The organism is Streptomyces sp. NPDC055400 (genome assembly GCF_053644375.1).
The window spans coordinates 158,384-182,427 of sequence record NZ_JBSHLM010000016.1 but is presented as its reverse complement, the minus strand read 5'-3'; the positions used below and the strand labels follow the sequence as shown (position 1 = coordinate 182,427).

The 24,044-nt window shown below is 70.1% G+C and carries 19 protein-coding genes and 1 pseudogene; 5 read left to right on the top strand and 15 right to left on the bottom strand.

The genetic code is table 11. The annotated features are described in order from the left end of the window. Positions 1-41 precede the first annotated feature (41 nt). The 15 genes and pseudogenes from ACWIGU_RS34885 to tkt all read right to left on the bottom strand — a co-directional run. Positions 42-1,202: pseudogene (locus ACWIGU_RS34885) on the bottom strand (ROK family protein); the annotation flags it as partial. Further along, the gene (locus ACWIGU_RS34880) at positions 1,199-2,185 is read right to left on the bottom strand and encodes an ABC transporter ATP-binding protein (protein ID WP_454405679.1); all 987 of its coding nucleotides are present in this window, start codon (positions 2,183-2,185) and stop codon (positions 1,199-1,201) included. The gene ACWIGU_RS34880 and the pseudogene ACWIGU_RS34885, both read right to left, overlap by 4 nt. Further along, on the bottom strand, positions 2,182-3,153 hold the full coding sequence (locus ACWIGU_RS34875; protein WP_454405678.1) for an ABC transporter ATP-binding protein: 972 nt from the start codon (positions 3,151-3,153) through the stop codon (positions 2,182-2,184). The genes ACWIGU_RS34880 and ACWIGU_RS34875 overlap by 4 nt, the downstream gene beginning before the upstream one ends. Next, positions 3,146-4,069, bottom strand: coding sequence for an ABC transporter permease (locus tag ACWIGU_RS34870; protein ID WP_454405677.1), 924 nt, complete (start codon positions 4,067-4,069; stop codon positions 3,146-3,148). The genes ACWIGU_RS34875 and ACWIGU_RS34870 overlap by 8 nt, the downstream gene beginning before the upstream one ends. A gap of 7 nt (positions 4,070-4,076) precedes the next feature. Further along, a complete protein-coding gene (locus ACWIGU_RS34865) occupies positions 4,077-5,066 on the bottom strand; it encodes an ABC transporter permease (RefSeq protein ID WP_406107937.1) in 990 nt (329 codons plus the stop codon). Between the two features lie 10 nt (positions 5,067-5,076). After that, a complete protein-coding gene (locus tag ACWIGU_RS34860) occupies positions 5,077-6,771 on the bottom strand; it encodes an ABC transporter substrate-binding protein (protein WP_454405675.1) in 1,695 nt (564 codons plus the stop codon). Between the two features lie 31 nt (positions 6,772-6,802). Next, positions 6,803-7,669, bottom strand: a complete 867-nt coding sequence (locus ACWIGU_RS34855) for an ROK family protein (RefSeq protein ID WP_454405674.1) — start codon at positions 7,667-7,669, stop codon at positions 6,803-6,805. A gap of 218 nt (positions 7,670-7,887) precedes the next feature. Continuing rightward, on the bottom strand, positions 7,888-9,579 hold the full coding sequence (locus ACWIGU_RS34850; RefSeq protein ID WP_454405673.1) for a fibronectin type III domain-containing protein: 1,692 nt from the start codon (positions 9,577-9,579) through the stop codon (positions 7,888-7,890). A 112-nt stretch (positions 9,580-9,691) separates the two neighbouring features. Next, on the bottom strand, positions 9,692-10,291 hold the full coding sequence (locus ACWIGU_RS34845; RefSeq protein WP_454405672.1) for a histidine phosphatase family protein: 600 nt from the start codon (positions 10,289-10,291) through the stop codon (positions 9,692-9,694). A 19-nt stretch (positions 10,292-10,310) separates the two neighbouring features. Then, positions 10,311-11,192: a phosphogluconate dehydrogenase (NAD(+)-dependent, decarboxylating) gene (gnd, locus tag ACWIGU_RS34840; protein ID WP_454405758.1), complete on the bottom strand. Its 882-nt coding sequence runs from the start codon at positions 11,190-11,192 to the stop codon at positions 10,311-10,313. A gap of 17 nt (positions 11,193-11,209) precedes the next feature. After that, positions 11,210-12,856: a glucose-6-phosphate isomerase gene (pgi, locus tag ACWIGU_RS34835; RefSeq protein WP_454405671.1), complete on the bottom strand. Its 1,647-nt coding sequence runs from the start codon at positions 12,854-12,856 to the stop codon at positions 11,210-11,212. After that, entirely contained in the window at positions 12,849-13,784 is a 936-nt protein-coding gene (gene opcA / locus ACWIGU_RS34830; RefSeq protein ID WP_454405670.1) for a glucose-6-phosphate dehydrogenase assembly protein OpcA, read from the bottom strand. The genes pgi and opcA overlap by 8 nt, the downstream gene beginning before the upstream one ends. Further along, positions 13,781-15,313, bottom strand: coding sequence for a glucose-6-phosphate dehydrogenase (gene zwf / locus ACWIGU_RS34825; protein ID WP_454405669.1), 1,533 nt, complete (start codon positions 15,311-15,313; stop codon positions 13,781-13,783). The genes opcA and zwf overlap by 4 nt, the downstream gene beginning before the upstream one ends. Then, a complete protein-coding gene (gene tal / locus ACWIGU_RS34820; RefSeq protein ID WP_454405668.1) occupies positions 15,310-16,446 on the bottom strand; it encodes a transaldolase in 1,137 nt (378 codons plus the stop codon). The genes zwf and tal overlap by 4 nt, the downstream gene beginning before the upstream one ends. Before the next feature lie 41 nt (positions 16,447-16,487). After that, positions 16,488-18,572: a transketolase gene (gene tkt, locus ACWIGU_RS34815; protein WP_454405667.1), complete on the bottom strand. Its 2,085-nt coding sequence runs from the start codon at positions 18,570-18,572 to the stop codon at positions 16,488-16,490. Between the two features lie 193 nt (positions 18,573-18,765). Here tkt and ACWIGU_RS34810 point away from each other — a divergent pair, with 193 nt between their 5' ends. From ACWIGU_RS34810 to ACWIGU_RS34790, 5 genes are all read left to right on the top strand, one after another. Further along, the gene (locus tag ACWIGU_RS34810; protein WP_454405666.1) at positions 18,766-19,680 is read left to right on the top strand and encodes an AraC family transcriptional regulator; all 915 of its coding nucleotides are present in this window, start codon (positions 18,766-18,768) and stop codon (positions 19,678-19,680) included. A 181-nt stretch (positions 19,681-19,861) separates the two neighbouring features. Next, positions 19,862-21,139, top strand: coding sequence for an ABC transporter substrate-binding protein (locus ACWIGU_RS34805; RefSeq protein ID WP_454405756.1), 1,278 nt, complete (start codon positions 19,862-19,864; stop codon positions 21,137-21,139). A gap of 40 nt (positions 21,140-21,179) precedes the next feature. Further along, complete coding sequence (locus ACWIGU_RS34800) at positions 21,180-22,118, top strand: carbohydrate ABC transporter permease (RefSeq protein WP_454405664.1); 939 nt, start codon at positions 21,180-21,182, stop codon at positions 22,116-22,118. A gap of 14 nt (positions 22,119-22,132) precedes the next feature. Next, on the top strand, positions 22,133-22,978 hold the full coding sequence (locus tag ACWIGU_RS34795; RefSeq protein ID WP_454405663.1) for a carbohydrate ABC transporter permease: 846 nt from the start codon (positions 22,133-22,135) through the stop codon (positions 22,976-22,978). After that, positions 22,975-24,012 carry a LacI family DNA-binding transcriptional regulator gene (locus ACWIGU_RS34790; protein WP_454405661.1) on the top strand — a complete coding sequence of 346 codons (1,038 nt, stop codon included), beginning with the start codon at positions 22,975-22,977 and terminating at the stop codon, positions 24,010-24,012. Before ACWIGU_RS34795 ends, ACWIGU_RS34790 begins: the two co-directional genes overlap by 4 nt. The last annotated feature ends 32 nt before the right edge of the window (positions 24,013-24,044 follow it).

Genomic DNA, 24,044 nt, shown 5'->3' with positions numbered 1-24,044 from the left:
TTTTGCGTTTCCGGAACTCTCGCAGGCCCTCTCCCCGTCAGCCGCTCGAAGAGCAGCGGGCGGGCCGCGCGCAGGGCCGTGGTGATCGCTCCGAGAAGCACCGCTTCCGCTCCTGTCCTGCTGGGTTCGACGCGGGGGCGCAGCGGGGTGAGCCGGTGCAGGGTCTCGCCGACCGTGGCCAGCAGGAGGTCCGCGCCCCGGCCGACGCCGCCGCCGAGTACCACCAGATCGGGGTCGAGGACGGCGGTCACGGAGGCGACGGCGAGGGCGAGGCGCTCGCCTTCCTGGCGCACGGCGGCGAGGGCGGCACTGTCGCCGGTGCGGGCGGTGTCGAAGACGCGCTTGGCGGTGAGCGGGCCGGTCATGCCCAGGGTGCGGGCGGCGCGGACGACGGCGTCGGCGGAGACCGCGTCCTCCAGCATGCCGCGCCGGGGTGCCGCCCCCGACGCCGGTATGCCGTCCAGCGGCAGGAAGCCGATCTCACCGGCGGCGCCGTGTGCGCCGAGGAAGAGTTCGCCGTCGGCGACGACGCCCATGCCGAGGCCGGTCCCGATCAGGACGTAGACGAAGAGGTGGCTGTCGGCGCCCACGCCGAAGGTGTATTCGCCGAGCGCGGCGAGGTTGGCGTCGTTGTGGACGGAGAGCGGGGTGCCGAGGCGGTCGCGCATGCGCTCGATGAGGCCGGGGCGGCCCCAGCCGGGCAGGTTGACGGCGTAGAGGACCCGGCCGGTGTGGCGGTCGAAGACTCCGGGGGTGCCCACGGCGGTGTGCACGATGTCGGCCTGGCTCAGCCCGGCGTCCGCGAGGGCCTGTTCGGCGCAGGTGACGGCGGCGTCGGCGACCGCTCCCGCGCTGCGGCCGCTGTTGCGTACCTCCGTACGGGAGACGATCGCGCCCGTCAGGTCGGCCACCGCCGTGCGCAGGCGGGCGCGGCCGATGTCGATGCCGAGGACGTGTCCGGCGCGCGGGTCGGGTTCGTAGAGGACGGCGACGCGTCCCCGGCTCTGGGCGTGGGTGCCGGCCTCGCGGACCAGGCCGGCACGTTCCAGGGCGGCTAGGGCGGAGGAGACGGTGGGTTTGGACAGGCCGCTGTCGCGGGCGAGCTGGGCGCGGGAGGCGGGGCCTTCGAGGCGCAGGCGTTCCAGGAGCAGCCATTCGTTGTTGCTGCGCAGGCGCAGGCGGTTCCAGGGGGGTGTGGTCACTGGGCGCCCTCGGGCGGGGCGGTGACGTGGCAGGCTGCCGTGTGGCCCTCGGCGACCGGCCGCAGGCGCGGGGTGACGTGGTGGCACGCGTCGACGGCGAGCGGGCAGCGGGTGCGGAAGCGGCAGCTGGGGGTGGGGTCGATGACGACGGGCGGGTCGGTCCTGGCGGCGGCCGCGTCGACGTCGAGGGGGGCGCGCGGGTCGGGGACGGCGGACAGGAGCAGCTCGGTGTAGGGGTGGCGGGGGCGGGCGAGGACGTCCTCGGTGGGGCCGGTCTCGACGACGTGGCCTCCGTACATGACGGCGATCCGGTCGGAGAGGTAGCGGGCGCCGGCGATGTCGTGGGTGATGTAGAGGATGGAGACGCCCTCGGTCTCGCGCAGGTCGGCCATGACGTTGAGCAGGCCGATGCGGATGGAGACGTCGAGCATGGAGACGGGTTCGTCGGCGAGGATCAGTTTGGGGCGGTGGGCGAGGGCCTGGGCGAAGCCGATGCGCTGGCGCTGGCCGCCGGAGAGTTCGTGCGGGAAGCGGGACAGGACGTCGGCTGCGGGGATGAGGCCGACCGCTTCGACGACGCGCTCGGCCTCCGCCTGGCGCTCGGCGCCGCTCAGTTCGGGGCGGTGCAGCTTGAGACCGCGCAGGATGCCGTGGGAGACGCGGTAGGCGGGGTTGAGGGAGGCGAAGGGGTCCTGGAAGACCATGGGGACGTGGCCTCGGTACGCGAGCTTCGCCTTGCGGCCTCGCTGGGAGGTCAGCGGCTGTCCCTCGTACCGGATCTCGCCGCTGGTGGGCTTGTGGACCTGGGCTACCAGGCGGGCGAGTGTGGACTTGCCGCTGCCGCTCTCGCCGACGAGGGCGACGATCTCGCGTGCGCCGATGGTGAGGTCGACGTCGTCGACGGCGTGCAGGACGCGGCGGGTGAGCCCGGTGCCGACCTTGAAGTGGCGGGTGAGGCCGATCGTTTCGAGCAGAGGGCTCATGAGACGGCCTCCGTGAGGTGCAGCAGGCAGCGGGAGCGGGCCGCGCCGACTTCGTACAGGGCGGGCTCGGTGTCGTGGCACCCCTCGTGGACGAGGGGGCAGCGCGGGTTGAAGCGGCAGCCAGCGGGCGGTGCGGCGAGGTCGGGCGGGCTGCCGGGGATGCCCTTCAGGGGGACGCGGGGGCCGCGGATCGAGGGGAACGCTTCGAGGAGCCCGCGGCTGTAGGGGTGGGAGGGGTGGTCGAAAACGGTGCGGGTGGGGCCCTGCTCGACGACCTGGCCCGCGTACATGACGAGGAGCTGGTCGGAGAAGTGGCTGACGAGGGACATGTCGTGGGTGACGAACACGACGGCGAAGCCGAGGAGTTGCTGGAGTTCCTTGATCTGGACCATGAGAGAGCGCTGGGCTACGACGTCGAGCGCCGAGGTCGGTTCGTCCATGATGACCAGGTCCGGGGTGAGCAGCAGCGCCATGGCGATCATGGCGCGCTGGCGCATGCCGCCGGACAGCTGGTGCGGGTAGCTGTACAGATGGACCGGGTCGATGCCGACGAGGTCGAGGACCTCGGTGGAGCGGGCGCGGATCTCGTCGTTGGTGTAGGTGCCGTGCGCCGCCATGGCGTCCTTGTACTGGGCGGCGAGGGTGGCCACCGGGTTCAGGGCGTTCATGGCGGACTGCAGGACGACGGAGTAGTCGCGCCAGCGCAGGGCGTTGAGTTCGCGTTCGCCGAGGGTGACGAGGTTCTCGCCGCGGAAGCGGACAGCACCGCCGGCGATGCGGGCGGGCGGGTTGAGCAGCCGCGCGACGGCGAACATCAGGGTGGACTTGCCGCAGCCGGATTCGCCGACGACGGCAGTGAACTGCCCTTTTTCTACGGTGAGTTCGACGTCGTCGACGGCTGTGACGGGTCCGCGCGCGGTGTCGTAGACGACGGTCAGGCCGGTGACACTCAGCAGGGGTTCAGGCACCTTTGCGCCTCCTTCGTACGGGGCGCAGGGCCGGGTTGCCGATCTCGTCGAAGGCGTAGTTGACGAGGGCGAACGCGACGCCGAGCAGGGCGACGCAGAGGCCGGGGGCGATGGACCACAGGGGAGTGCCGGTCTGCAGGGCCTGCTGGTTCTGGGCCCAGTAGAGCATCGTGCCCCAGCTCTGCGAGTTCGGGTCGCCGAGGCCGAGGAACTGCAGGCCGGCCGCGCTCAGCACCGAATAGAGCGCGGCGCCGAGGAAGTTGGCGACGATCAGGGACGTCATCGTCGGCAGGACTTCGAAGACGATGATGTACGAGCGTCGCTCGCCGCGCACCCGGGCCGATTCGAGGAAGTCCCGGTTGCGCAGCGACAGGGCCTGGGCGCGCAGTTGGTTGGCGCCGTAGGACCAGCCGGTGAGGACGAGGACGGCGAGGATCACGGTGAGCGAGCCCTTGCCGGCGTACTTGGCGAGGATGATCACCAGGGGGAACGCGGGGATGACGAGGACGACGTTCGTCAGGAGGGACAGGAGGTCGTCGGCGATGCCTCCGAGGTACGCGGCGGAGACGCCGATGATCACGGACAGGACGGTGGCGAGCGCGCCGGCCACGACGGCGATGACGAGTGATTCCCGTGTGCCGTGGATGAGTTGGGAGTAGATGTCCTGGCCGAGCGCCGTCGTGCCGAGGAGATGGGCGGTGGACGGGTCGAGGCGCGGGGCGAAGTTCGCCTCGTCGGGGTGGTCGACGGAGGTGAACAGGCCCGGGAACGCGGCGACGACGGTGAAGACCAGCAGGATCACCGCACCGGCCATGGCCTTGCGGTTGCCGCGGACCGCCCTCCACAGGCCGCCTCCCGCCCGGGTGCGGGCGGAGGCCTTCTCGGGCGGCGGGGCGGTGATGGCAGTGGTGGTCATCGGGCGCTCACCCCTTCGCCCTGGCTCGTGGATCGAGCCACACGGTCGCGATGTCCACGGCCAGCAGCGCCACCAGCACCGCGACGGTGAACAGCATGAACAGGGCCTGCATCAGCGGGTAGTCGACGTTCTGGACGGCGTTGTAGAGGAGGTAGCCGATCCCGGGGTAGTTGAAGACGTACTCGATGAGGATCGCGCCCGAGATGACGAAGCCGAGCGACATGGCGAAGCCGGCCAGGTTGGGCAGGATCGCGTTGCGGGCCGCGTAGCCGTACATGATGCGGCGGGAGCCGAGGCCCTTGGCGCGGGCCATCCGGACGTAGTCCTCGGCGAGCGTGGTGATCATGTTGTTGCGCATGGTGAGGATCCAGCCGCCGATCGTGGTGATGAGCAGCGTCGCCGCCGGGAGTACGGCATGGGAGAGCACGCTCCCGACGAAGCCCGGGGAGAAGCCGGGCACGATCGTGGTGTCGTAGTTGAAGTTGGCGGGGAGCCAGCCGCCGGTGCCCTGCGAGAAGACCAGGATCAGCAGCAGGCCCACCCAGAAGTACGGCAGCGCCGACGTGATCACGAAGATCGGCGGGAGGATCGCGTCGAGGGCGCCGCCGCGGCGCCAGCCCGAGACCGTGCCGATGAGCGTGCCCAGCACGAACGCGAGGACCGTGGTGATGCCGACGAGGCCCAGGGTCCAGGGCAGGGCGCCGCCGATCAGCTTGGTGACCGGCTCGCCCAGTGTCTGGCCGATGGAGCGGCCCCAGTTGCCGGTGAACATGTGGCCCAGGTAGTCGAAGTACTGGACCGCCACGTTCTGGTCGGGCTTGAAGCCGAACGACGTCAGCATCTGTTCGAGCGCGTCCCGGGAGACCCGGCCGCGGGTGCGCACGACGAGCGCGTCGACGGGGTCGCCCGGCATGAAGCGCGGGATGAAGAAGTTCAGGGTGAGGGCCGCCCAGAGCGTGAGGAGGAAGAACCCCAGGCGGCGCAGTATGAAGCGCACAGGTCACCGCCTACTGGGCCGACTTGGAGTACAGGTGGGTGAGCACCTGGCCCGTGTCGGGGAAGTTGTAGGCCGCGGGCTGGGCGTAGGGGTTGTCCTCGGTGGGCCAGCCGGCGATGTCCTTGGTGTTGTACTGGAACCAGTCCACCGCCTCGACGACGGGGATCACCGGGACGTCGTCGATCATGTACTGGGCGACCTGCTTGACGATCTCGACCTGCTTGGTCTCGTCCGCCGACGCGTAGTCGTTGAGGAGCTGGTCGACCTTCGGGTTCTTGTAGCGCTCCCAGTTGCTGGCGGCGTTCTTGCCGAGCGGAGCGGTGTTCGCGGAGTGCAGCATCTGGCGCAGCTCGTAGTACGGGCTGGGGCCGCTGGTCTGCTGGCTGTAGTAGGCCAGGTCGTAGTCGCCGGTGTAGAGCTTGCCCACCATGGTCTGCTGGGCGAGGTCCTGGACGGTGAGGTCGATGCCGACGGCCTTCAGGTTCTGCTTGATGACGTTGAGCGAGGCGTCCCAGTCGGTGTAGCCGGTGATCGTGATGATCTTCAGCTTGAGCGGCTTGGACGGGGAGTAGCCGAGGCCGGACATGAGCTTCTTCGCGCGGGCCGGGTCGGGCCGGTCGAAGCCGGCCTTCTCGACGGCCGCCTTGTCGTAGTACTTGTCGAACGTCGGGGTGACGATGCCCGACTGGTTGGCGGCCGGTTCCTGGCCGCCCACGCCGATCTTGGAGACCTTGTCCCGGTCGATGGCGAGGGAGATCGCCTGGCGGACCTTGAGGTTGCTGGTCATCTTGTGGGACGGGTCGAGGTTCGGGTGGATGCTGACGTTCTGGACCGGCGGCGACCACGTGTGGTTGTCGGCCGACTTGTCCAGGTAGAACTGCTTGATGCCCGGGATGAACTGGCTGCCCCACTGCGCCTTGCCGTTGGCGAGGTCGAGGTTGGCGGGGCCGTTGTCGAGGTACGCCGGGTACTCGACCTTCTGGATGTACGGCTTGCCCGGCTGCCAGTAGCCGGGGTTGGCCGTGTACTGGATGTTGTTCGGCGAGCAGGGGTCGACCTCGAAGGGGCCGGTGCCGACGGGCTTCTTGTCCACCCATGTGTCGGGGTGGGCGGCGGCCGCGCCGGTGCCGAAGACGTGCTCGGGCACGATGGCGACCTGGTGGGCGAAGGCGTAGAAGTAGGGCTGCGCCGCCTTCTCGAACTTGAGGGTGACCTTGTCGCCGGAGGCGGTGGCCGACTGGAGTCCTGCCGTGGTCCACAGGGCGTACAGGTCGGTGGACTTGACGCGCTTCATGAGGTTGAAGGTGAACGCGACGTCCTTGGCGGTGAACGCCTTGCCGTCGTTCCACTTCACGCCGGAGCGGACGCGGAAGTCGATCTGCGTCTTGTCGGCGTTCCACTGGTAGCTCTTGGCGAGCATCGGCGTCTCGGCCTGGTCCTTGAGCGTGTTGACGAAGATCAGGGGTTCGTAGACGAAGCCGATGGACGTGTTGTAGACGGCCGGGTTGAACGGATTGAAGTTGCAGGTCCAGGTCTGCCCCGCCGTGTTGGCGATGGTGACCGTGCCGCCCTTCTTCTTGGGGCCGCTGCTCTGTGTGGCGTTGTTGCCGTCGGAGTCGCCTTTGTGCTTGGTCTCCGAACAGGCCGTCGCCGTCACGGCGAGCGCGCCGATGACCGCTGCGGCGAGAATGCGCGTGGGCCTCATGTCCTGCCAGTCCCTTCGTGGGCCGGGTGCGTCAGGTTCCGGTGCGCGCGGCCTCGACGGCCAGCGCGAGTGCCCCGAGCAGGGGCGCGTCGTACGGATGCGCTGCGGGTACGAGCTGGGGCGGATAGGGCACGGCCGCGTCCAGGGCGTGGCGCAGCCTGTCGTGCAGCGCCTCCCAGGAGCGGACCATGCCGCCGCCGATGACGATCCGCTCGGGATCGACGGCGATGGCGAGGTTGACGAGGTGGAAGGCCAGCTCGTCGATGAACTCACCGATGTGACCGGCGAGTTCGGCGGATCCTTGCGCCTGCGCGGCCTGGCTGAGGGCCTTGCCGCTGACGACGTCCTCCAGCGGGATCCGGTCCGAGGAGGCCAGGCCGACATCGGCGGATGCCCGCAGGTTGTAGCCGATCTCGCCGGACGCGCCGTGCCGTCCGGTCAGGACCGTGCCGCCGGTCACGATGGCGACGGCGAGGCCGGTGCCGAGGTTGACGTACAGGCCCGGGTCGCAGCCCTTCAGCGCTCCGGCATCGCACTCGTAGCGGGCCGCGGCCTTCACGTCGGTGGCCAGGCGCAGCTCCGACTCCGGGAATTCCAGGGCGAGTTCACGGCCCAGTGCGAGGTCTTCCCAGCCGGGGATGTTCGGGGAGAGCGCGACACCGTCGGCGCCGGGGATGCCGATGGTGGACACCCCGACGGCGACGGGTACGCGGCCGTCGAGGAGGGTGCGGGCGGCGCCCACGGCCCTTTTGAGGCCTGCCTGTGCGCCGTGCTCCGCCGCGGTCCCGACGGTGAGGTCGCGCAACCGGGTGCCGTGCTGGTCTGCGACGGTCAGGGCCGTCTTGGTGCCGCCGAAATCGAGGGCGAGGACGACGGGCGTGGAGGGAGGCACGTTCACATGGAGCTCCTCACTCGGGAGGGAGGCGCCAGTAAAGTTACGTAACTAAACGAGGTGGCCCGGACTGTACGCGCGATGCGCCTCGCGCGTAAGTCCCCTCGCTCACGACGGAGTTGATGATCTTTCGGGCCTCCGGAGCGTTCGGAGATTTCGGAGTTCCGGGCAACGACAAGGCCCCCGGGAGATCCCGGGGGCCTGCCGTTCCGGTGCGCGCGTGGTCAGCCGGTGAATCCGGCGGTGATCTTCGTGAACTGCCAGTTGTCCTGGCTGATGCCGGAGCAGTTCTCCGCCACTCCCCCGCCCGCGCACGGCCGGTCGCGGTTGACCGACCAGAAGGCGAGGCGTGCGATGTGGTGGCTGTTGGACCAGTCCTTGACCTGGGTCCAGATCGCCGGCGTCGTGATCTCCTGCTGGTCGCTGACGCCGTTCATGCCGGAGATGCCGATGTGCGCGTACGCCGTCGTGTCGTCCCAGCCGAAGACCGACTTGAGTTTGGTCTTGAGGCCCTCGGCGGCGTTCACGGTGTTGCCGTACATGTCGGAGCCGCCGCCGAAGTCGAACGGCATGATCGTGAAGACGTCGATGTCCGCGTTCAGGGCCTTGGACTGCTCGATGAGGCGGTTGCCGTAGTACGTCGGTCCGGTCGTCGAGGTGCCGAAGGTGAGGATCGTGCGCAGGCCCGGGTTGTTGGCCTTGACGATCTTCAGGGCACCCAGGATGCGGTCCTGGACGGCTTCGTTCTCGAATTCGTCGGAATTCTCGATGTCGACGTCGATGGCCTTGAGCCCGTACGCGTCGATGACCTTCTGGTAGGCGCCCGCGAGGGCTTCGGGGGTCGAGCAGTTGGGGCCGAGCTTGTTGCCGCTCCAGCCGCCGATGGACGGGACGACGTCGCCGCCCGCGGAGCGGATGGCGTTGATCGCGGTCTGGTCCTGGCCGCCGGTGAGGGCGCGCTGGCCGTCCCACGCGGGGTTGCAGCCGCCGGAGGAGAGGATGAACGCCATCGTGAACCACTTGACGCCGGTCGCGTTCATGACCGTGGCCGGGCTCGGCGGGTCACCCCAGCCCGTGTAGAAGTACGGGGCCGCCTGCTTGAATCCGGTGCCGCCGCCGGAGCCCTGATCGGTGGTCACGGAGACCGAGTTGGAGGCGGCCGAGGCGTTGCCGGCCGCGTCATGGGCCTTGACCGTGAAGGTGTACGCGGTGCTCGGGGAGAGGCCGCTGACGGTGGCGCTCGTGCCCGAGACCGTCAGGAGCTTGTTGCTGCCGCCGCTGTAGATGTCGTAGCCGGTGACGCCGACGTTGTCGCTCGCCCCGGTCCAGGACAGGGAGACGCTCGTCGAGGTCTTGCCGGTGGACTTCAGGGCCGTCGGGGCGGTGGGTGCCTGGGTGTCGCCGCCCCCGCCGCCGGGCCCGTCGAGGCTGATGTCGTCGGCGTAGTAGGTCCCCTGCGCGTACCAGCCCTGGGTGTAGACGGTGGCGCTGGTCTGGGAGGCGCCGGTCGTGAACTGCACGGACAGCTGGCTGTACGCGGTAGGCGACTGCGTCCAGGTCGAGGCCCCGCCGTCCACGCCGAGGTAGACGTAGTTGCCGCGCAACCAGCCGGAGAGGGTGTACGCGGTGTTCGGCTGGACGGAGACGGTCTGGCTGCACTTCGCGTTGTCGCTGGAACTGGCCGCCCCCGACAGCGCTTTGGTGCCGCCGTGAACCGGGCTCGACACGACCGAGCCGAGCCCGCCGGAGCAGGTCCACGGGCTCGTGCCGCCGCTCTCGAAGCCCGCATTGGACAGCACGTTCGCCGCCTGTGCGGTGGTGGGGAGGGCGACCGCGCCGGCCACGGCGAGTGCGGCGGATCCGATGAGGGCGAGAAGGCGGGGCCTTGAGGAGCGTCTCTTGCGTCTGGAGAACACATGAACTCCCGGTGGGGGCAAGGGGATTGGACCGGACACCAGCGGCGCGCGAGGCGCGACCACCAAGTTGGTATGGACCAATCCCCTTGTCAAGACCCCGCGTTCACTCCACTCACTCGTGTCCGGGCGTCCGCACGTTCCACTCCGCGATCACCGGTCGCCCGTGCTCCGTCGAAAGACGGCTCACCGTCCCCGTCGCCAGCTGGAACAGGCGGCCGTCCGCCGGGGCGAGGCCCAGGCGGCGGGCCGTGAGGACGCGCAGGACGTGGGCGTGGGCCACGAGGACCACATCGCCCTGCGCGAGCGCGGGCGCCACACGGGCCAGGACGCGGTCGGCCCGCGCGCCCACCGCCTCCGGGGACTCACCGGGCCCGCCTTCAGGGCCCTGCGGGACACCTTGGGTCCACAGGTCCCAGTCGGGGCGGGTGCGGTGGATCTCGCGGGTGGTGACGCCTTCGTAGGCGCCGTAGTGCCACTCGTGGAGGTCCGGTTCGGGCCTGGCCCCGCTCAGGCCCGCGAGGTCGGCGGTGCGGACCGCGCGGGCGAGAGGGCTGGTGAGGACTAGTGCGTACGGACGTCCGGCGAGAAGCGGGGCGAGGGACTTGGCCTGTTCCTCGCCGTGCTGGGTGAGGGGCTTGTCCGTCCAGCTGGTGTGCCGGCCGGACAGGCTCCACTCCGTTTCGCCGTGGCGGACCAGCAGGAGGTCGCCCATGGCTGTCGTCTCCCCCTGGTTACTTCTGGGTGGTCTCGACGGCGTGGCCGCCGAACTGGTTGCGCAGGGCGGCGATCATCTTCATCTGCGGCGAGTCGTCCTGGCGCGAGGCGAAGCGCGCGAAGAGGGAAGCGGTGATCGCGGGCAGCGGCACCGCGTTGTCGATGGCCGCCTCGACCGTCCAGCGGCCCTCACCGGAGTCGGCGGCGAAGCCGCGCAGCTTGTCCAGGTGCTCGTCGTCGTCCAGCGCGTTGACCGCAAGGTCGAGCAGCCAGGAACGGATGACCGTGCCCTCCTGCCAGGAGCGGAAGACCTCACGCACGTCGGTGACGGAGTCGACCTTCTCCAGGAGCTCCCAGCCCTCGGCGTAGGCCTGCATCATGGCGTACTCGATGCCGTTGTGGACCATCTTGGAGAAGTGCCCGGCGCCGACCTTGCCGGCGTGGACGTAGCCGAAGTCGCCTTCGGGCTTGAGGGCGTCGAAGACCGGCTGAACGCGGGCGATGTGCTCCTTGTCGCCGCCGACCATGAGGGCGTAGCCGTTCTCCAGGCCCCAGACTCCGCCGGAGACACCGGCGTCGACGAAGCCGATGCCCTTGATGGCGAGCTCGGCGGCGTGCTTCTCGTCGTCGGTCCAGCGGGAGTTGCCGCCGTCCACGACGATGTCGCCGGGCGAGAGCAGTTCCTTCAGCTCGTCGATCGTCGACTGGGTGGCGGCGCCCGCGGGGACCATCACCCAGACCACGCGCGGGCCTTCGAGCTTCTCGACGAGCTCGGCGAGGGAGTCGACGTCGGAGACCTCGGGGTTGCGGTCGTAGCCGATGACGGTGTGGCCGGCGCGGCGGATGCGCTCGCGCATGTTGCCGCCCATCTTGCCGAGGCCGATGAGTCCGAGCTGTATCGCGGTCATGTCTGTCTTCACTTCTTCCGGAGCGTGCGGTAGGTGGCGACGAGCGCCTGGGTGGAGGCGTCGAGGCCGGGGACGTCGGCGCCGTGGGTGAGGGCGGGCTCGACGCGCTTGGCGAGGACCTTGCCGAGCTCGACGCCCCACTGGTCGAAGGAGTCGATGTTCCAGACGGCGCCCTGGACGAACACCTTGTGCTCGTAGAGGGCGATGAGCTGGCCCAGCACGGAGGGCGTGAGTTCCTTCGCCAGGACGGTGGTCGTGGGGTGGTTGCCCTCGAAGGTGCGGTGGGGCACCTGCGCCTCGGGGACGCCTTCGGCCCGGACCTCGTCGGCGGTCTTGCCGAAGGCGAGGGCCTGGCCCTGCGCGAACAGGTTGGCCATCAACAGGTCGTGCTGGTCCGCCAGTCGGGCCGGGAGCTCGCCGACCGGGCGGGCGAAGCCGATCAGGTCGGCCGGGATGAGCTTCGTGCCCTGGTGGATGAGCTGGTAGTAGGCGTGCTGCCCGTTGGTGCCGGGGGTGCCCCAGACGACGGGACCCGTCTGCCAGTCCACCGGGCGGCCCTCGCGGTCCACGGACTTGCCGTTGGACTCCATGTCGAGCTGCTGAAGGTAGGCCGTGAACTTGGACAGGTAGTGCGAGTACGGCAGGACCGCGTGCGACTGGGCGCCGTGGAAGTTGCCGTACCAGATGCCCAGAAGGCCCATCAGGAGAGGGGCGTTCGCCTCGGCGGGGGCGGTGCGGAAGTGCTCGTCGACGAGGTGGAAGCCGTCGAGCATCTCGCGAAAGGCGTCCGGGCCGATCGCGATCATCAGCGAGAGGCCGATGGCCGAGTCGTACGAGTAACGCCCGCCGACCCAGTCCCAGAACTCGAACATGTTGGCCGTGTCGATGCCGAAGCCGGCCACCTTCTCGGCATTCGTCGACAGGGCGACAAAGTGCTTCGCGACCGCGGAGTCGTCGCCGAGCGCGTCGAGCAGCCAGCCGCGCGCGGAGGTCGCGTTGGTGATCGTCTCGATCGTCGTGAACGTCTTCGAGGCGATGATGAACAGCGTCTCGGCCGGGTCGAGATCCCGCACGGCCTCGTGCAGGTCCGCACCGTCCACGTTCGACACGAATCGGACCGTCAGGTCCCGGTCCGTGAAGGAGCGCAGCACCTCGTACGCCATCGCGGGACCCAGGTCGGAGCCGCCGATGCCGATGTTCACGACGTTCTTGATGCGCTTGCCGGTGTGGCCCGTCCACTCGCCCGAACGGACCCGGTCCGCGAAGGCGGCCATCTTGTCCAGCACGGCGTGGACCTCGGGGACGACGTTCTCACCGTCGACCTCGGCCACCGCGTCACGCGGGGCCCGCAGCGCCGTGTGCAGCACGGCCCGGTCCTCCGTCGTGTTGATCTTCTCGCCGCGGAACATGGCGTCGCGCTGCCCGAACACGTCGGTGGCAGTGGCCAGTTCCTGGAGCAGGGCGAGCGTCTCGTCCGTGATCAGGTGCTTGGAGTAGTCGATGTGCAGGTCGCCGACCTGGACCGTGTAGCGCGCGGCGCGGTCCGGGTCGGTGGTGAACAGATCCCGCAGATGGACCTGGCGCTGCTTCGCGCGGTGGTCCGAAAGGGCCGTCCACTGGGGGCGGACCGTGAGGTGCGGGGTGGTGTCAGGCATGTTGAACGCGCTCCTTGGTGCCGTCGCCGCGCAGGGCGACGGCGTACATCTCGTCCGCGTCGAGGCGGCGGAGTTCTTCGGCGATCAGCTCGGAGGTGGTGCGGACCTTGAGGGCCAGGGTGCGCTGCGGCTGGCCGGGCAGGGTGAGCTGCGCCAGGGGGCCCTCGGGGCGGTCGATGCGGATCTCGCCGCCGGCCGTGCCGAGGCGGACGGCCGTGACGACCGGGCCCGCGGTGGTGACGCGCTCGACGGGCACGCCGAGGCGGGCGCCCAGCCAGCGGGCGAGCAGCTCGGCGCTGGGGTTCTCGGCCTCGCTCTCGACGGCCGCCGAGGTGATCTCGGCGCCGGCCTGGTCGAGGGCTGCGGCGAGCATGGAGCGCCACGGGGTGAGGCGGGTCCAGGCGAGGTCGGTGTCGCCGGGGGCGTACGAGGCGGCGCGGGCGGCCAGCGCGGACAGCGGGTCCTCGACGGCGTAGGCGTCGGTGATACGGCGCTGCGCGAGCGCGCCCAGGGGGTCCTTGGCGGGAACCTCGGGGGCGTCGACGGGCCACCAGACGACGACGGGCGCGTCCGGGAGCAGCAGCGGCAGGACGACGGAGTCGGCGTGCTGGCCGACCTCGCCGTACAGGCGCAGCAGGACGGTCTCGCCGGTGCCGGCGTCCGCGCCGACGCGCACCTCGGCGTCGAGGCGGTTGCCCTGGCGGTCGCGCGGCGAGCGGGCGTGCCGCTTGATCACGACGAGGGTGCGCGAGGGGTGCTCGCGGGAGGCCTCCTCGGCGGCCTTGATGGAGTCGTAGGCGTTCTCCTCGTCGGTCACGATGACCATCGTGAGGACCATGCCCACGGCCGGTGTGCCGATCGCCCTGCGGCCTTCCACCAGGGCCTTGTTGACCTTGCTTGCCGTCGTGTCGGTGAGGTCGATCTTCATGGCCTGCGCCAGCTCCGTCCGTCTCGTGCGAGCATCTCGTCCGCTTCCTTCGGGCCCCAGCTTCCCGAGGCGTACTGCGCGGGCCGGCCGTGGGCGTCCCAGTGGCCCTCGATCGGGTCGAGGAGCTTCCAGGACTCCTCCACCTCCTCCGTGCGGGGGAAGAGGTTGGCGTCGCCGAGCAGGACGTCCAGGATGAGCCGTTCGTACGCCTCCGGGCTGGACTCGGTGAAGGACTCGCCGTAGGCGAAGTCCATCGACACGTCCCGGATCTCCATCGACGTACCCGGGACCTTCGAGCCGAAGCGTACGGTCATGCCCTCGTCGGGCTGGACGCGGATGACCACGGCGTTCTGGCCGAGTTCCTCCGTGGCGGTGGAGTCGAACGGGGAGTGCGGGGCGCGCTGGAAGACGACGGCGATCTCGGTGACACGGCGGCCCAGGCGCTTGCCGGTGCGCAGGTAGAACGGGACGCCCGCCCAGCGGCGGTTGTCGACCTCCAGCTTGATGGCCGCGTAGGTGTCGGTCTTCGACTCGGGGTCGATGCCGTCTTCCTGGAGGTAGCCGGGGACCTTCTCGCCGCCCTGCCAGCCGGCCGCGTACTGGGCGCGGACGGTGTGCTCTGCGAGGTTCTCGGGCAGCCGCACGGACTTGAGGACCTTGAGCTTCTCGGTGAGGAGCGACTCGGCGTCGAAGGAGGCCGGCTCCTCCATGGCGGTGAGGGCCATGAGCTGGAGGAGGTGGTTCTGGATGACGTCGCGGGCGGCGCCGATGCCGTCGTAGTAGCCGGCCCGGCCACCGATGCCGATGTCCTCGGCCATCGTGATCTGCACGTGGTCGACGTAACTCCGGTTCCAGACGGGTTCGTACATCTGGTTGGCGAAGCGGAGGGCCAGGATGTTCTGGACGGTCTCCTTGCCGAGGTAGTGGTCGATGCGGAAGACCTGGTCGGGGGCGAAGACGTCGTGCACGATCGCGTTGAGTTCGCGGGCGCTGGCCAGGTCGTGGCCGAACGGCTTCTCGATGACGGCGCGGCGCCAGGAGCCCTCGGGTCCGTCGGCGAGGCCGTGCTTCTTGAGCTGCTGCACGACCTGCGGGAAGAACTTCGGCGGCACGGAGAGGTAGAAGGCGTAGTTGCCGCTGGTGCCGCGCTTCTCGTCGAGGTCGTCGACGGCCTCGCGCAGCTGCTTGAACGCCGTGTCGTCGTCGAAGTCGCCGGGGATGAAGCGCATGCCTTCGACGAGCTGCTGCCAGACCTCCTCGCGGAACTCGGTGCGGGAGTGCTCGCGCACCGCGTCGTGGACGACCTGGGCGAAGTCCTGGTCCTCCCACTCGCGGCGGGCGAAGCCGACGAGCGAGAAGCCCGGCGGCAGCAGTCCGCGGTTGGCGAGGTCGTAGACGGCCGGCATCAGCTTCTTGCGGGACAGGTCACCGGTGACGCCGAAGATGACGAGCCCGGAGGGGCCCGCGATGCGCGGCAGGCGGCGGTCGCGGGGGTCCCTCAGCGGGTTCTGCCAAGCGGTGATGCTCACTTGGCCTGCGCCTCCTTTGCGGTGAGGCGGTTCGCGACGGCGCCGAGCAGGTCGTTCCAGGCCACCTCGAACTTGTCGACGGCCTCGTCCTCGAGCTGCTGGACGACCTCGTCGTAGGAGATGCCGAGCTTCTCGACGGCGGCGATCTCGGCGCGCGAGGCGTCGTACGTGCCGGAGACGGCGTCACCATGGATGTCGCCGTGGTCGGCGGTGGCGAGGAGGGTGCCTTCCGGCATGGTGTTCACGGTGCTGGGGGCGACGAGCTCGTCGACGTACAGGGTGTCCTTGTACGAGGGGTCCTTGACGCCGGTGGAGGCCCACAGCGGGCGCTGCTTGTTGGCTCCCGCGGCCTCCAGGCGCGTGGCGCGCTCGGTGGCGAAGACCTGCTCGTACGCCTCGTAGGCGAGGCGGGCGTTGGCGAGGGCGGCCTTGCCCTTGAGCGCGAGCGCCTCGTCGGTGCCCACCTTGCTCAGGCGCTTGTCGATCTCGGCGTCGACGCGCGAGACGAAGAACGACGCGACGGAGTGGATGACCGACAGGTCGAGGCCCGCGGCCTTCGCCTTCTCCAGGCCGGCGAGGTAGGCGTCCATGACCTCGCGGTAGCGCTCCAGGGAGAAGATCAGGGTGACGTTGACGCTGATGCCGAGGCCGATGACCTCGGTGATGGCGGGGAGGCCCGCCTTCGTCGCCGGGATCTTGATCATGACGTTGGGGCGGTCGACCAGCCAGGCCAGCTGCTTGGCCTCGGCGATCGTGGCCGCGGTGTCGTGGGCCAGGCGCGGGTCGACCTCGATGGAGACGCGGCCGTCACGGCCGTCCGTCGTGTCGTACACGGGACGCAGGATGTCGGCGGCGGCGCGGACGTCGGCGGTCGTCATCATGCGGACGGCCTCGTCGACGGTGACCTTGCGGGTGGCGAGGTCGGCGAGCTGCTCCTCGTAGCCCTCGCCGGAGCCGATGGCCGCCTGGAAGATCGAGGGGTTCGTGGTGACACCCACGACGTGGCTCTTCTCGATGAGTTCGGCGAGGTTGCCGGACTCGATGCGCTTGCGGGACAGGTCGTCCAGCCAGATGGAGACGCCTTCGGCGGAGAGGGACTTGAGGATCGGCGAGGCGGGGGTGGCGTTGCTCATGTTCTTCTTCATCTTCTTTCGAAATGCTTGACGCGTACGGATCAACGGCGGGCGGCGGCGAGCGATTCCCGGGCCTTCGCGGCGACGTTCTCGGCGGTGAAGCCGTACTCGGCGAAGAGCGTGGCGGCGTCGGCGGAGGCGCCGAAGTGCTCCAGGGAGACGATGCGGCCGGCGTCGCCGACGTAGCGGTACCAGGTCAGGCCGATGCCGGCCTCGACGGCGACGCGCGCCTTCACGGACGAGGGCAGGACGCTGTCCTTGTAGTCCTGCGACTGCTCCTCGAACCACTCGACGGACGGCATCGACACGACGCGCGTGCCGATCCCCTCGGCCTCCAGCTGCTCGCGGGCGGCCACGGCGAGGTGCACCTCGGAGCCGGTCGCGATCAGGATGAGGTCGGGCGTCGCGGTGGACGCCTCACGCAGCACGTAACCGCCCTTCGCCGCCCGCTCGTCGAGCTCGTACGTGGGCACGCCCTGGCGGGTCAGCGCGAGGCCGTGCGGGGCGGGCTTCGTGGTGCCGCGGCGCAGGATCTCGCGCCAGGCGACGGCGGTCTCGTTGGCGTCGGCCGGGCGGACGATGTTCAGACCCGGGATGGCGCGCAGGGAGGCGAGGTGTTCGACGGGCTGGTGCGTGGGGCCGTCCTCGCCCAGGCCGATGGAGTCGTGGGTCCACACGTACGTGACGGGGAGCTGCATCAGCGCGGAGAGGCGGACGGCGTTGCGCATGTAGTCCGAGAAGACGAGGAACGTGCCGCCGTAGATACGGGTGTTGCCGTGCAGCGCGATGCCGTTCATCTCGGCGGCCATCGAGTGCTCGCGGATGCCGAAGTGGATCGTGCGGCCGTACGGGTCGGCCTCCGGCAGCGGGTTGCCCTTCGGCAGGAACGAACTGGCCTTGTCGATGGTCGTGTTGTTCGAGCCCGCGAGGTCGGCCGAGCCGCCCCACAGCTCCGGGATGACCGGGCCGAGCGCCTGGAGTACCTTGCCGGACGCGGCCCGCGTCGCGACCTTCGTGCCCTCGTCGAAGGACGGGAGCGCCTGCTCCCAGCCCTCGGGGAGACGGCCGGCGACGATGCGGTCGAGGAGGGCGGAGCGCTCGGGCTCGGCCGTGCGCCACTCGCCGAGCCGCTTGTCCCACTCGGCGTGCGCGTCGGCGCCGCGGTCGAGGGCCCCGCGGGTGTGGGCGATGACGTCGTCGGCGACCTCGAAGGTCCGCTCCGGGTCGAAGCCGAGGACGCGCTTGGTGGCGGCGATCTCCTCGGCGCCGAGCGCGGAGCCGTGGGAGGCCTCGGTGTTCTGCGCGTTCGGGGCGGGCCAGGCGATGATCGTGCGCATCGCGATGATGGACGGGCGGCCGGTGTCGGCCTTCGCCGCGGCCAGGGCCTCGTACAGGGCGTGCACGTCGGTGTCGCCGTCGGCCTTGGGCTCGATGCGCTGGACGTGCCAGCCGTAGGCCTCGTAGCGCCCCAGGACGTCCTCGGAGAACGCGGTGGCGGTGTCGCCCTCGATGGAGATGTGGTTGTCGTCGTAGACGAAGACGAGGTTGCCGAGCTTCTGGTGGCCGGCGAGGGAGGACGCCTCGGCGGAGATGCCCTCCTCCAGGTCGCCGTCGGAGACGATCGCCCAGATGGTGTGGTCGAAGGGGGATTCGCCCTCGGGGGCCTCGGGGTCGAAGAGGCCGCGCTCGTAGCGGGCGGCCATCGCCATGCCGACGGCGTTGGCGACTCCCTGGCCGAGCGGGCCGGTCGTCGTCTCGACACCGGCGGTGTGGCCGTACTCGGGGTGGCCGGGCGTCTTCGAGCCGTGGGTGCGGAAAGCCTTCAGGTCGTCGAGCTCCAGCTCGTAGCCGGAGAGGAAGAGCTGCGTGTAGAGGGTGAGACTGGTGTGGCCCGGAGAGAGGACGAAGCGGTCGCGGCCGGTCCACTCGGGGTCGGCCGGGTCGTGGCGCATGACCTTCTGGAAGAGGGTGTACGCGGCGGGGGCCAGGCTCATCGCCGTGCCGGGGTGGCCGTTGCCGACCTGCTGCACGGCGTCGGCCGCGAGCAGGCGCGCGGTGTCGACGGCACGCCGGTCGAGGTCACTCCACTCGAAGGGGCCGAGGGCGTCCGGTGTCTGCGTGCTCATCTGTACGACTTCCTTCGCATCCGTTGTGCATCCGAGGTACCGAAAGGCACCGCCCGACCGGGGCTAAAGCCCTGGTCGAACCACCTACGAATTTAAAGGTCATACTTTTGGCGCGGCAGGTGCCCCCGTGCCAGCGTTCGGTGAAAATGGGACACCTACCAGAGGCCGAGTCGGTTTGAGCCAAGGAAAGTGGATGACGGAGCAGGGCGGCGCACATCCGAGCGCACATATGGGAGACGGGGAGCACATCCGTACGTATCCCTTCGACCCCAGCGCCAGTGTGTCCGGGGTCGGGATACAGATCGGCCCGATGGGCACGGAGGGCCCCTGGGCGGGCGGCGTCGGCCTGTCGCGCCGCGTGCACCGGATCGACTTCCACGTCCTGCTCTTCTTCCGCGAGGGCCCGGTCCACCACATGATCGACTTCACGGAGTACGAGGTCGGCGCCGGCGACATCCTGTGGATCCGGCCCGGCCAGGTGCACGGCTTCTCGACGAGCGAGCGCTACGTCGGCACGGCGCTCACCATGCAGCCCGGCTTCCTGCCGCGCGCGATCGTCGAGGCGACGGGCCTGTACCGCTACGACCGGCCGCCCCTGCTCCACCCCGACGAGGCCCAGCTCACCGCCCTGGACGCCTCGCTGGACCAGCTCCAGCGCGAGTACCTGGACACGGCGACGCTCCCGCTCAGCCTGCACACATCGGTCCTGCGGCATTCCCTTACGGCCTTCATGCTGCGGGTCGCCCATGTGTCGGCGCAGGCGGCGGCGGACGAGTGCAGGCCGCAGCCGGACACGACGTTCAGCCGCTTCCGCACGGCGGTCGAGCAGGGCTTCACCACGAACCACAGCGTGAGCGCGTACGCGGACGAGCTCGGCTACTCCCGGCGCACCCTCGTCCGCGCGGTGCGGGCGGCGACGGGCCAGACCCCGAAGGCGTTCATCGACCGCCGGGTGACCCTGGAGGCGAAGCGCCTGCTCGCCCACACGGACCTGCCGGTGGGCCGCATCGGCGTGGCCGTCGGCATCGGCGACTCGGCGAACTTCTCGAAGTACTTCCAGCAGCACACGGGCGTCACACCGGCGGCGTTCCGGGCCGAGCAGGCCTGATACGGGCCCTTTCTCCCTGGTATGCACGGGCCTGCGGCGGCCCCATTTCACCCTGCGCAACGGGGGGTTGACCGCTCCCCTGCCGCCCCTTACGGTGCTGGCACCTCCCACAGGTATATCGATTAACCATCCTCGGCCCCCATGGGTCCACCCCGGTTGGAGACATACCCCTGTGCCCTCTGTGCCCTCGACGATGAGTCGGCGCGGATTCCTCGCCGCCGGTGGCGCGCTCGCCGCCGCTTCCGCCCTGTCCGGCTGCTCCGCCCTCGCCGCTGCCGACGACGACCCCGACACGCTCGTGGTGCACAGCCAGCTCGGCACCACGGCCCCCGGCTCCCCCACCTATCTCGCGGCCCTGGACCGGTTCCGCAAGGAGACCGGCCTCAAGGTGCGCAACCTCGTCAACGGCGACGACCTCGCGCAGGTCTACGAGACCTCGCGACTGGCCCGCAAGGAGCCGGACGTCGTCATGGTGAACCTCTACGACAAGACGCTGGCGTGGACCGATGTCGGCGCCACCGTGGACGTGAAGGGTTACCTGGACGACTGGGGGCTGCGCGAGCGCGTGCTGCCCGTGGCCCTGGACGCGTGGACCGACGGCAAGGGACGGCTGCGCGCGTTCCCGTACTTCGCCACGAACTGGCCGGTCGCCTTCAACCGGGCGCTCCTCGACAAGGCGGGGGTCGGCGAGATCCCCGCCACCGGGGACCAGCTCATCGCCGCCGCACGGAAGCTGCGCAGGAAGAACATCGCGCCGGTGACCGTCGGCGGGAACGACTGGACCGGGCAGAAGCTGCTCGCGCAGATCATCCAGACGTTCCTGACCGAGGACGAGGCCAAGCACGTCTACGCGACCGGGGACTTCGGCAGCCGGGGCGCACGGCAGGGCATCGACTACTTCGTCGAGCTGCGCGACGCCGGGGTGTTCGCCGACAAGGCCCAGGGCCTCACCTCGGACTCGATGACCACGCAGTTCAACACGCAGGCCGCGGCGATGCAGTCGGCGATGTCGTCGGCGCTCGCGAAGGTTCCGGAGCCGGTGGCACGCCACACGGACGTGGGCGGCTGGCCGCTGGCGCCGGGCGCCGCGCACGACAAGCCGACGATCCTGCGCACGTACACGCTGATCGGCTTCTGGATCAGCCCGAACGGCACGAAGAAGATCGACGCCGTCGAGAAGTTCCTGCGGTTCATGTACCGCGCGGACACCGTCTCCCGCTTCATCAAGGAGGCCGGGCGCGACATGGCGCTGCGGTCCGACGCGGTCAGCTCGGACTTCCCGCTGGTGGCGGCGGCGCAGGGGCTCGGCGGCGATGTGGGCCAGGTCCTGCTGCCCGACCTGTTCGTCCCGCCGGCCGCGACGCAGCCGCTGATCACGGCGACCAGTACGTCCTTCACACGCGGCACGAGCGCGGCCGAGGTCCGCTCGGTGCTCGAGTCCGCGTACCGCGGCGTCTGACCGCCCGCCCCCTCTCTCCTCATCCGTAAGGGAGTTGCTCATGACGACGATGACGTCGACAGCGGGCGGGACCGCGGTCCGCCGCCCCACCCCGTCTTCCCCGGACACCGCCCGCCGGCCGCGCCGCCAGGGCGGCACGATCCTCGCGCTGCCCGCGCTCGTCTGGTACCTCGTGTTCATGGTCGGCCCGCTGGCCGCCATCTTCGTGGTGGCGGCGCTGCACTGGCCGGGCATGCTGCAGCCGGTGTCGTTCGCCGGGTTCGACAACGTGCGCACGGTCTTCGACGACCCGGTGTTCTGGGACGCGGTGAGCAACACGGCGATCCAGCTCGTCGTCGCCATCCCGGTGATGGTGGTGTGCGCGTACATGCTGGGCTACTACGTCGCGCAGAAGCCGCCCGGCCACCAGGTCATCCGGTATCTGCTGTTCATCCCCGGGCTGATCTCGACCCCGGCGAAGGCCATGGTCTTCTACGCGGCCCTCTCCCCCGACGGCCTGGTCAACGGCGGCCTGAAGGCGGTCGGTCTCGGCTCGCTCGCCGACGCGTGGCTCGCCTCGCCCTCGACCGCCCTCGCGTGTCTGATCGCGCTGGACATCTGGGCGGGGATCGGGTTCACGGCGGTGCTGTTCGCGGCGCGGCTCGGCAGTGTGCCGGACGAGCTGGGCGAGGCGGCGCAGCTGGACGGGGCCGGGCACTGGCGGACCATGTGGCGCATCCACTTCCCGGTGATCAAGGACTATGTGGGCGTCGTGACGATGCTCCAGTTCCTCTGGACGCTGTTCGGCTCGGCGCAGCACGTGCTGCTGCTGACGCAGGGCGGCCCGGGCAGCTCGTCGACAACGCTGTCATTCCTCGTGTACCAGAAGGCGTTCATCGCGGCGGACCTCGGCTACAGCCAGACCGTCGGTGTCTTCCTCTTCCTCGCCGGACTCGTCGGACTGCTCGCCATCCGGCGCGCGTTCCGCCAGAACCACTGATCGGAGCCGTCGCCATGAAGTCCGCCAAGCACAGCCGCCTCGGCAGGTCCTGGCTGCCCGCGCACATCCTCGTCTGGCTGTACGCGGTACTCCTGGTCATCCCCCTGTACTACTTCGTCGCCTCGGCGTTCAAGACGAACGAGGAGATCTTCGCCAGCCCGTTCGCGCTGCCGTCGTCGTTCGGCCTCGGCAACTTCAGTACCGCCTTCCACAGCGCCGACCTCGGGCTCGCCGTCGTCAACTCGGGCCTGGTGACGGTGTTCTCGCTCGTCCTGACGCTCGCGCTCGCGATACCGGCGGCGTTCGCACTGGCCCGCTCGACGGGCCGGCTCGCCTCCGTGGTCGAGAGTGTCTTCTCGCTGGGGTTCCTGATCCCGACGTTCGCGGCGCTCTTCCCGACGTTCCTGCTCGCCGCGGCCACCGGCCTGTTCCACACCCGCACGTTCATGATCCTGTTCCTGCCGGCCACGGCGATGCCGCTCTCGGTGGTGATCCTGGTCCAGTTCATGCGGACCGTCCCCAGGGAGATGGAGGAGGCGGCCCGCATGGACGGCGCCTCGACCTTCGCGGTGCTCCGGCACGTGTACACGCCGATGTGCCTGCCCGGCATCGCGACCGTGCTGCTCCTGAACTTCCTGACGTTCTGGAACGAATACCTGTACTCGCTCGTGATCATCGGCCCAGACCCCGCTCAGCGCACGGTCCAAGTGGCGCTGCCCACGCTGAAGTCGATCACCGGGACGGATTACGGCGTCCTGACCGCGGGGACCGTCCTCACCCTCGTACCGGTGTGGATCGTCTATACGGTGCTCCAGAAGCGGATGCAGCAGGCACTCGTCAGTGGGGCGGTGAAGATGTGAGCAAGGCCCGTACCGGAAGCCGGCCGACCATCAAGGCGGTGGCGGCCGCGGCCGGTGTGTCGACGGCGGCGGTGTCGCAGGCGTTCAACGACAAGGGGCGCCTCGCCGAGCCGACCAGGCGGCGGATCCTCGACGCGGCGGCGGAGCTCGGCTGGTCGCCGAGCGCGCCGGCGGCGGCGCTGCGCAGCGCCCGTACCCGTACGCTCGCGCTCGTCGTGCGCAGGCCCACCGACGTGCTCGGGGCCGACCCGCACTTCAGTGAGCTGATCACGGGCATAGAGGGCGAGTTGGCGCCGCGCGGCTACGGTCTGCTGCTGCATCTGGTCGCCGGTGTCGACGAGGAGAGTGCCCTGTACGAGCGGCTCGCCGCGGAGGGCCGGGTCGACGGGGCCGTCCTCACGGACGCGCGGGCCGACGACCCGCGCCCGGCCCTGCTGCGCCGCATCGGGCTTCCGTCGGTACTGCTCGGCGCACCCGACCCGGAGGCCACCGTGCCGACCGTCGGCCTCGGCGACCAGGGGTCGGGCGTCCACGAGGCGGTCGACCACCTGCTCGGGCTCGGCCACCGGCGCATCGCGTACGTCTGCGGGCCCGCCGAGCTCCAGCACACCCGGCTGCGGCGCACGGTCTTCGAGGAGAGGCTCGGCGTCGCCGGGCTCCGGCCCGTCGCCGTCCTGAGCACCGACTTCTCGGAGGGGGCCGCCGTCGCCGCGACCGAGGAGCTCATCGGGCGCACCGAGCGGCCCACCGCGATCGTGTACGCCAACGACTCGATGGCCGTGTGCGGCATCGGCACCGCCCAGCGCGCCGGCCTGCGCGTGCCCGACGACCTGTCCGTCGTCGGCTACGACAACCTCCCGCTCGGCAGCTGGCTGCACCCGCGCCTGACAACCGTCGACCAGCAGGTGCAGCGGGTCGGCGCGGCCGCCGCGCGCGTGCTGCTCGCCCGGTGCGGCGAGGACGTCCCCGAGACACCGCTCGAAGGGCGCCCGCACCTGGTCGTCCGCGAGTCGACCGGCCCCGCGACCCCCTGACAGATCCCGCATTTCAACGGACTAGGTACCAC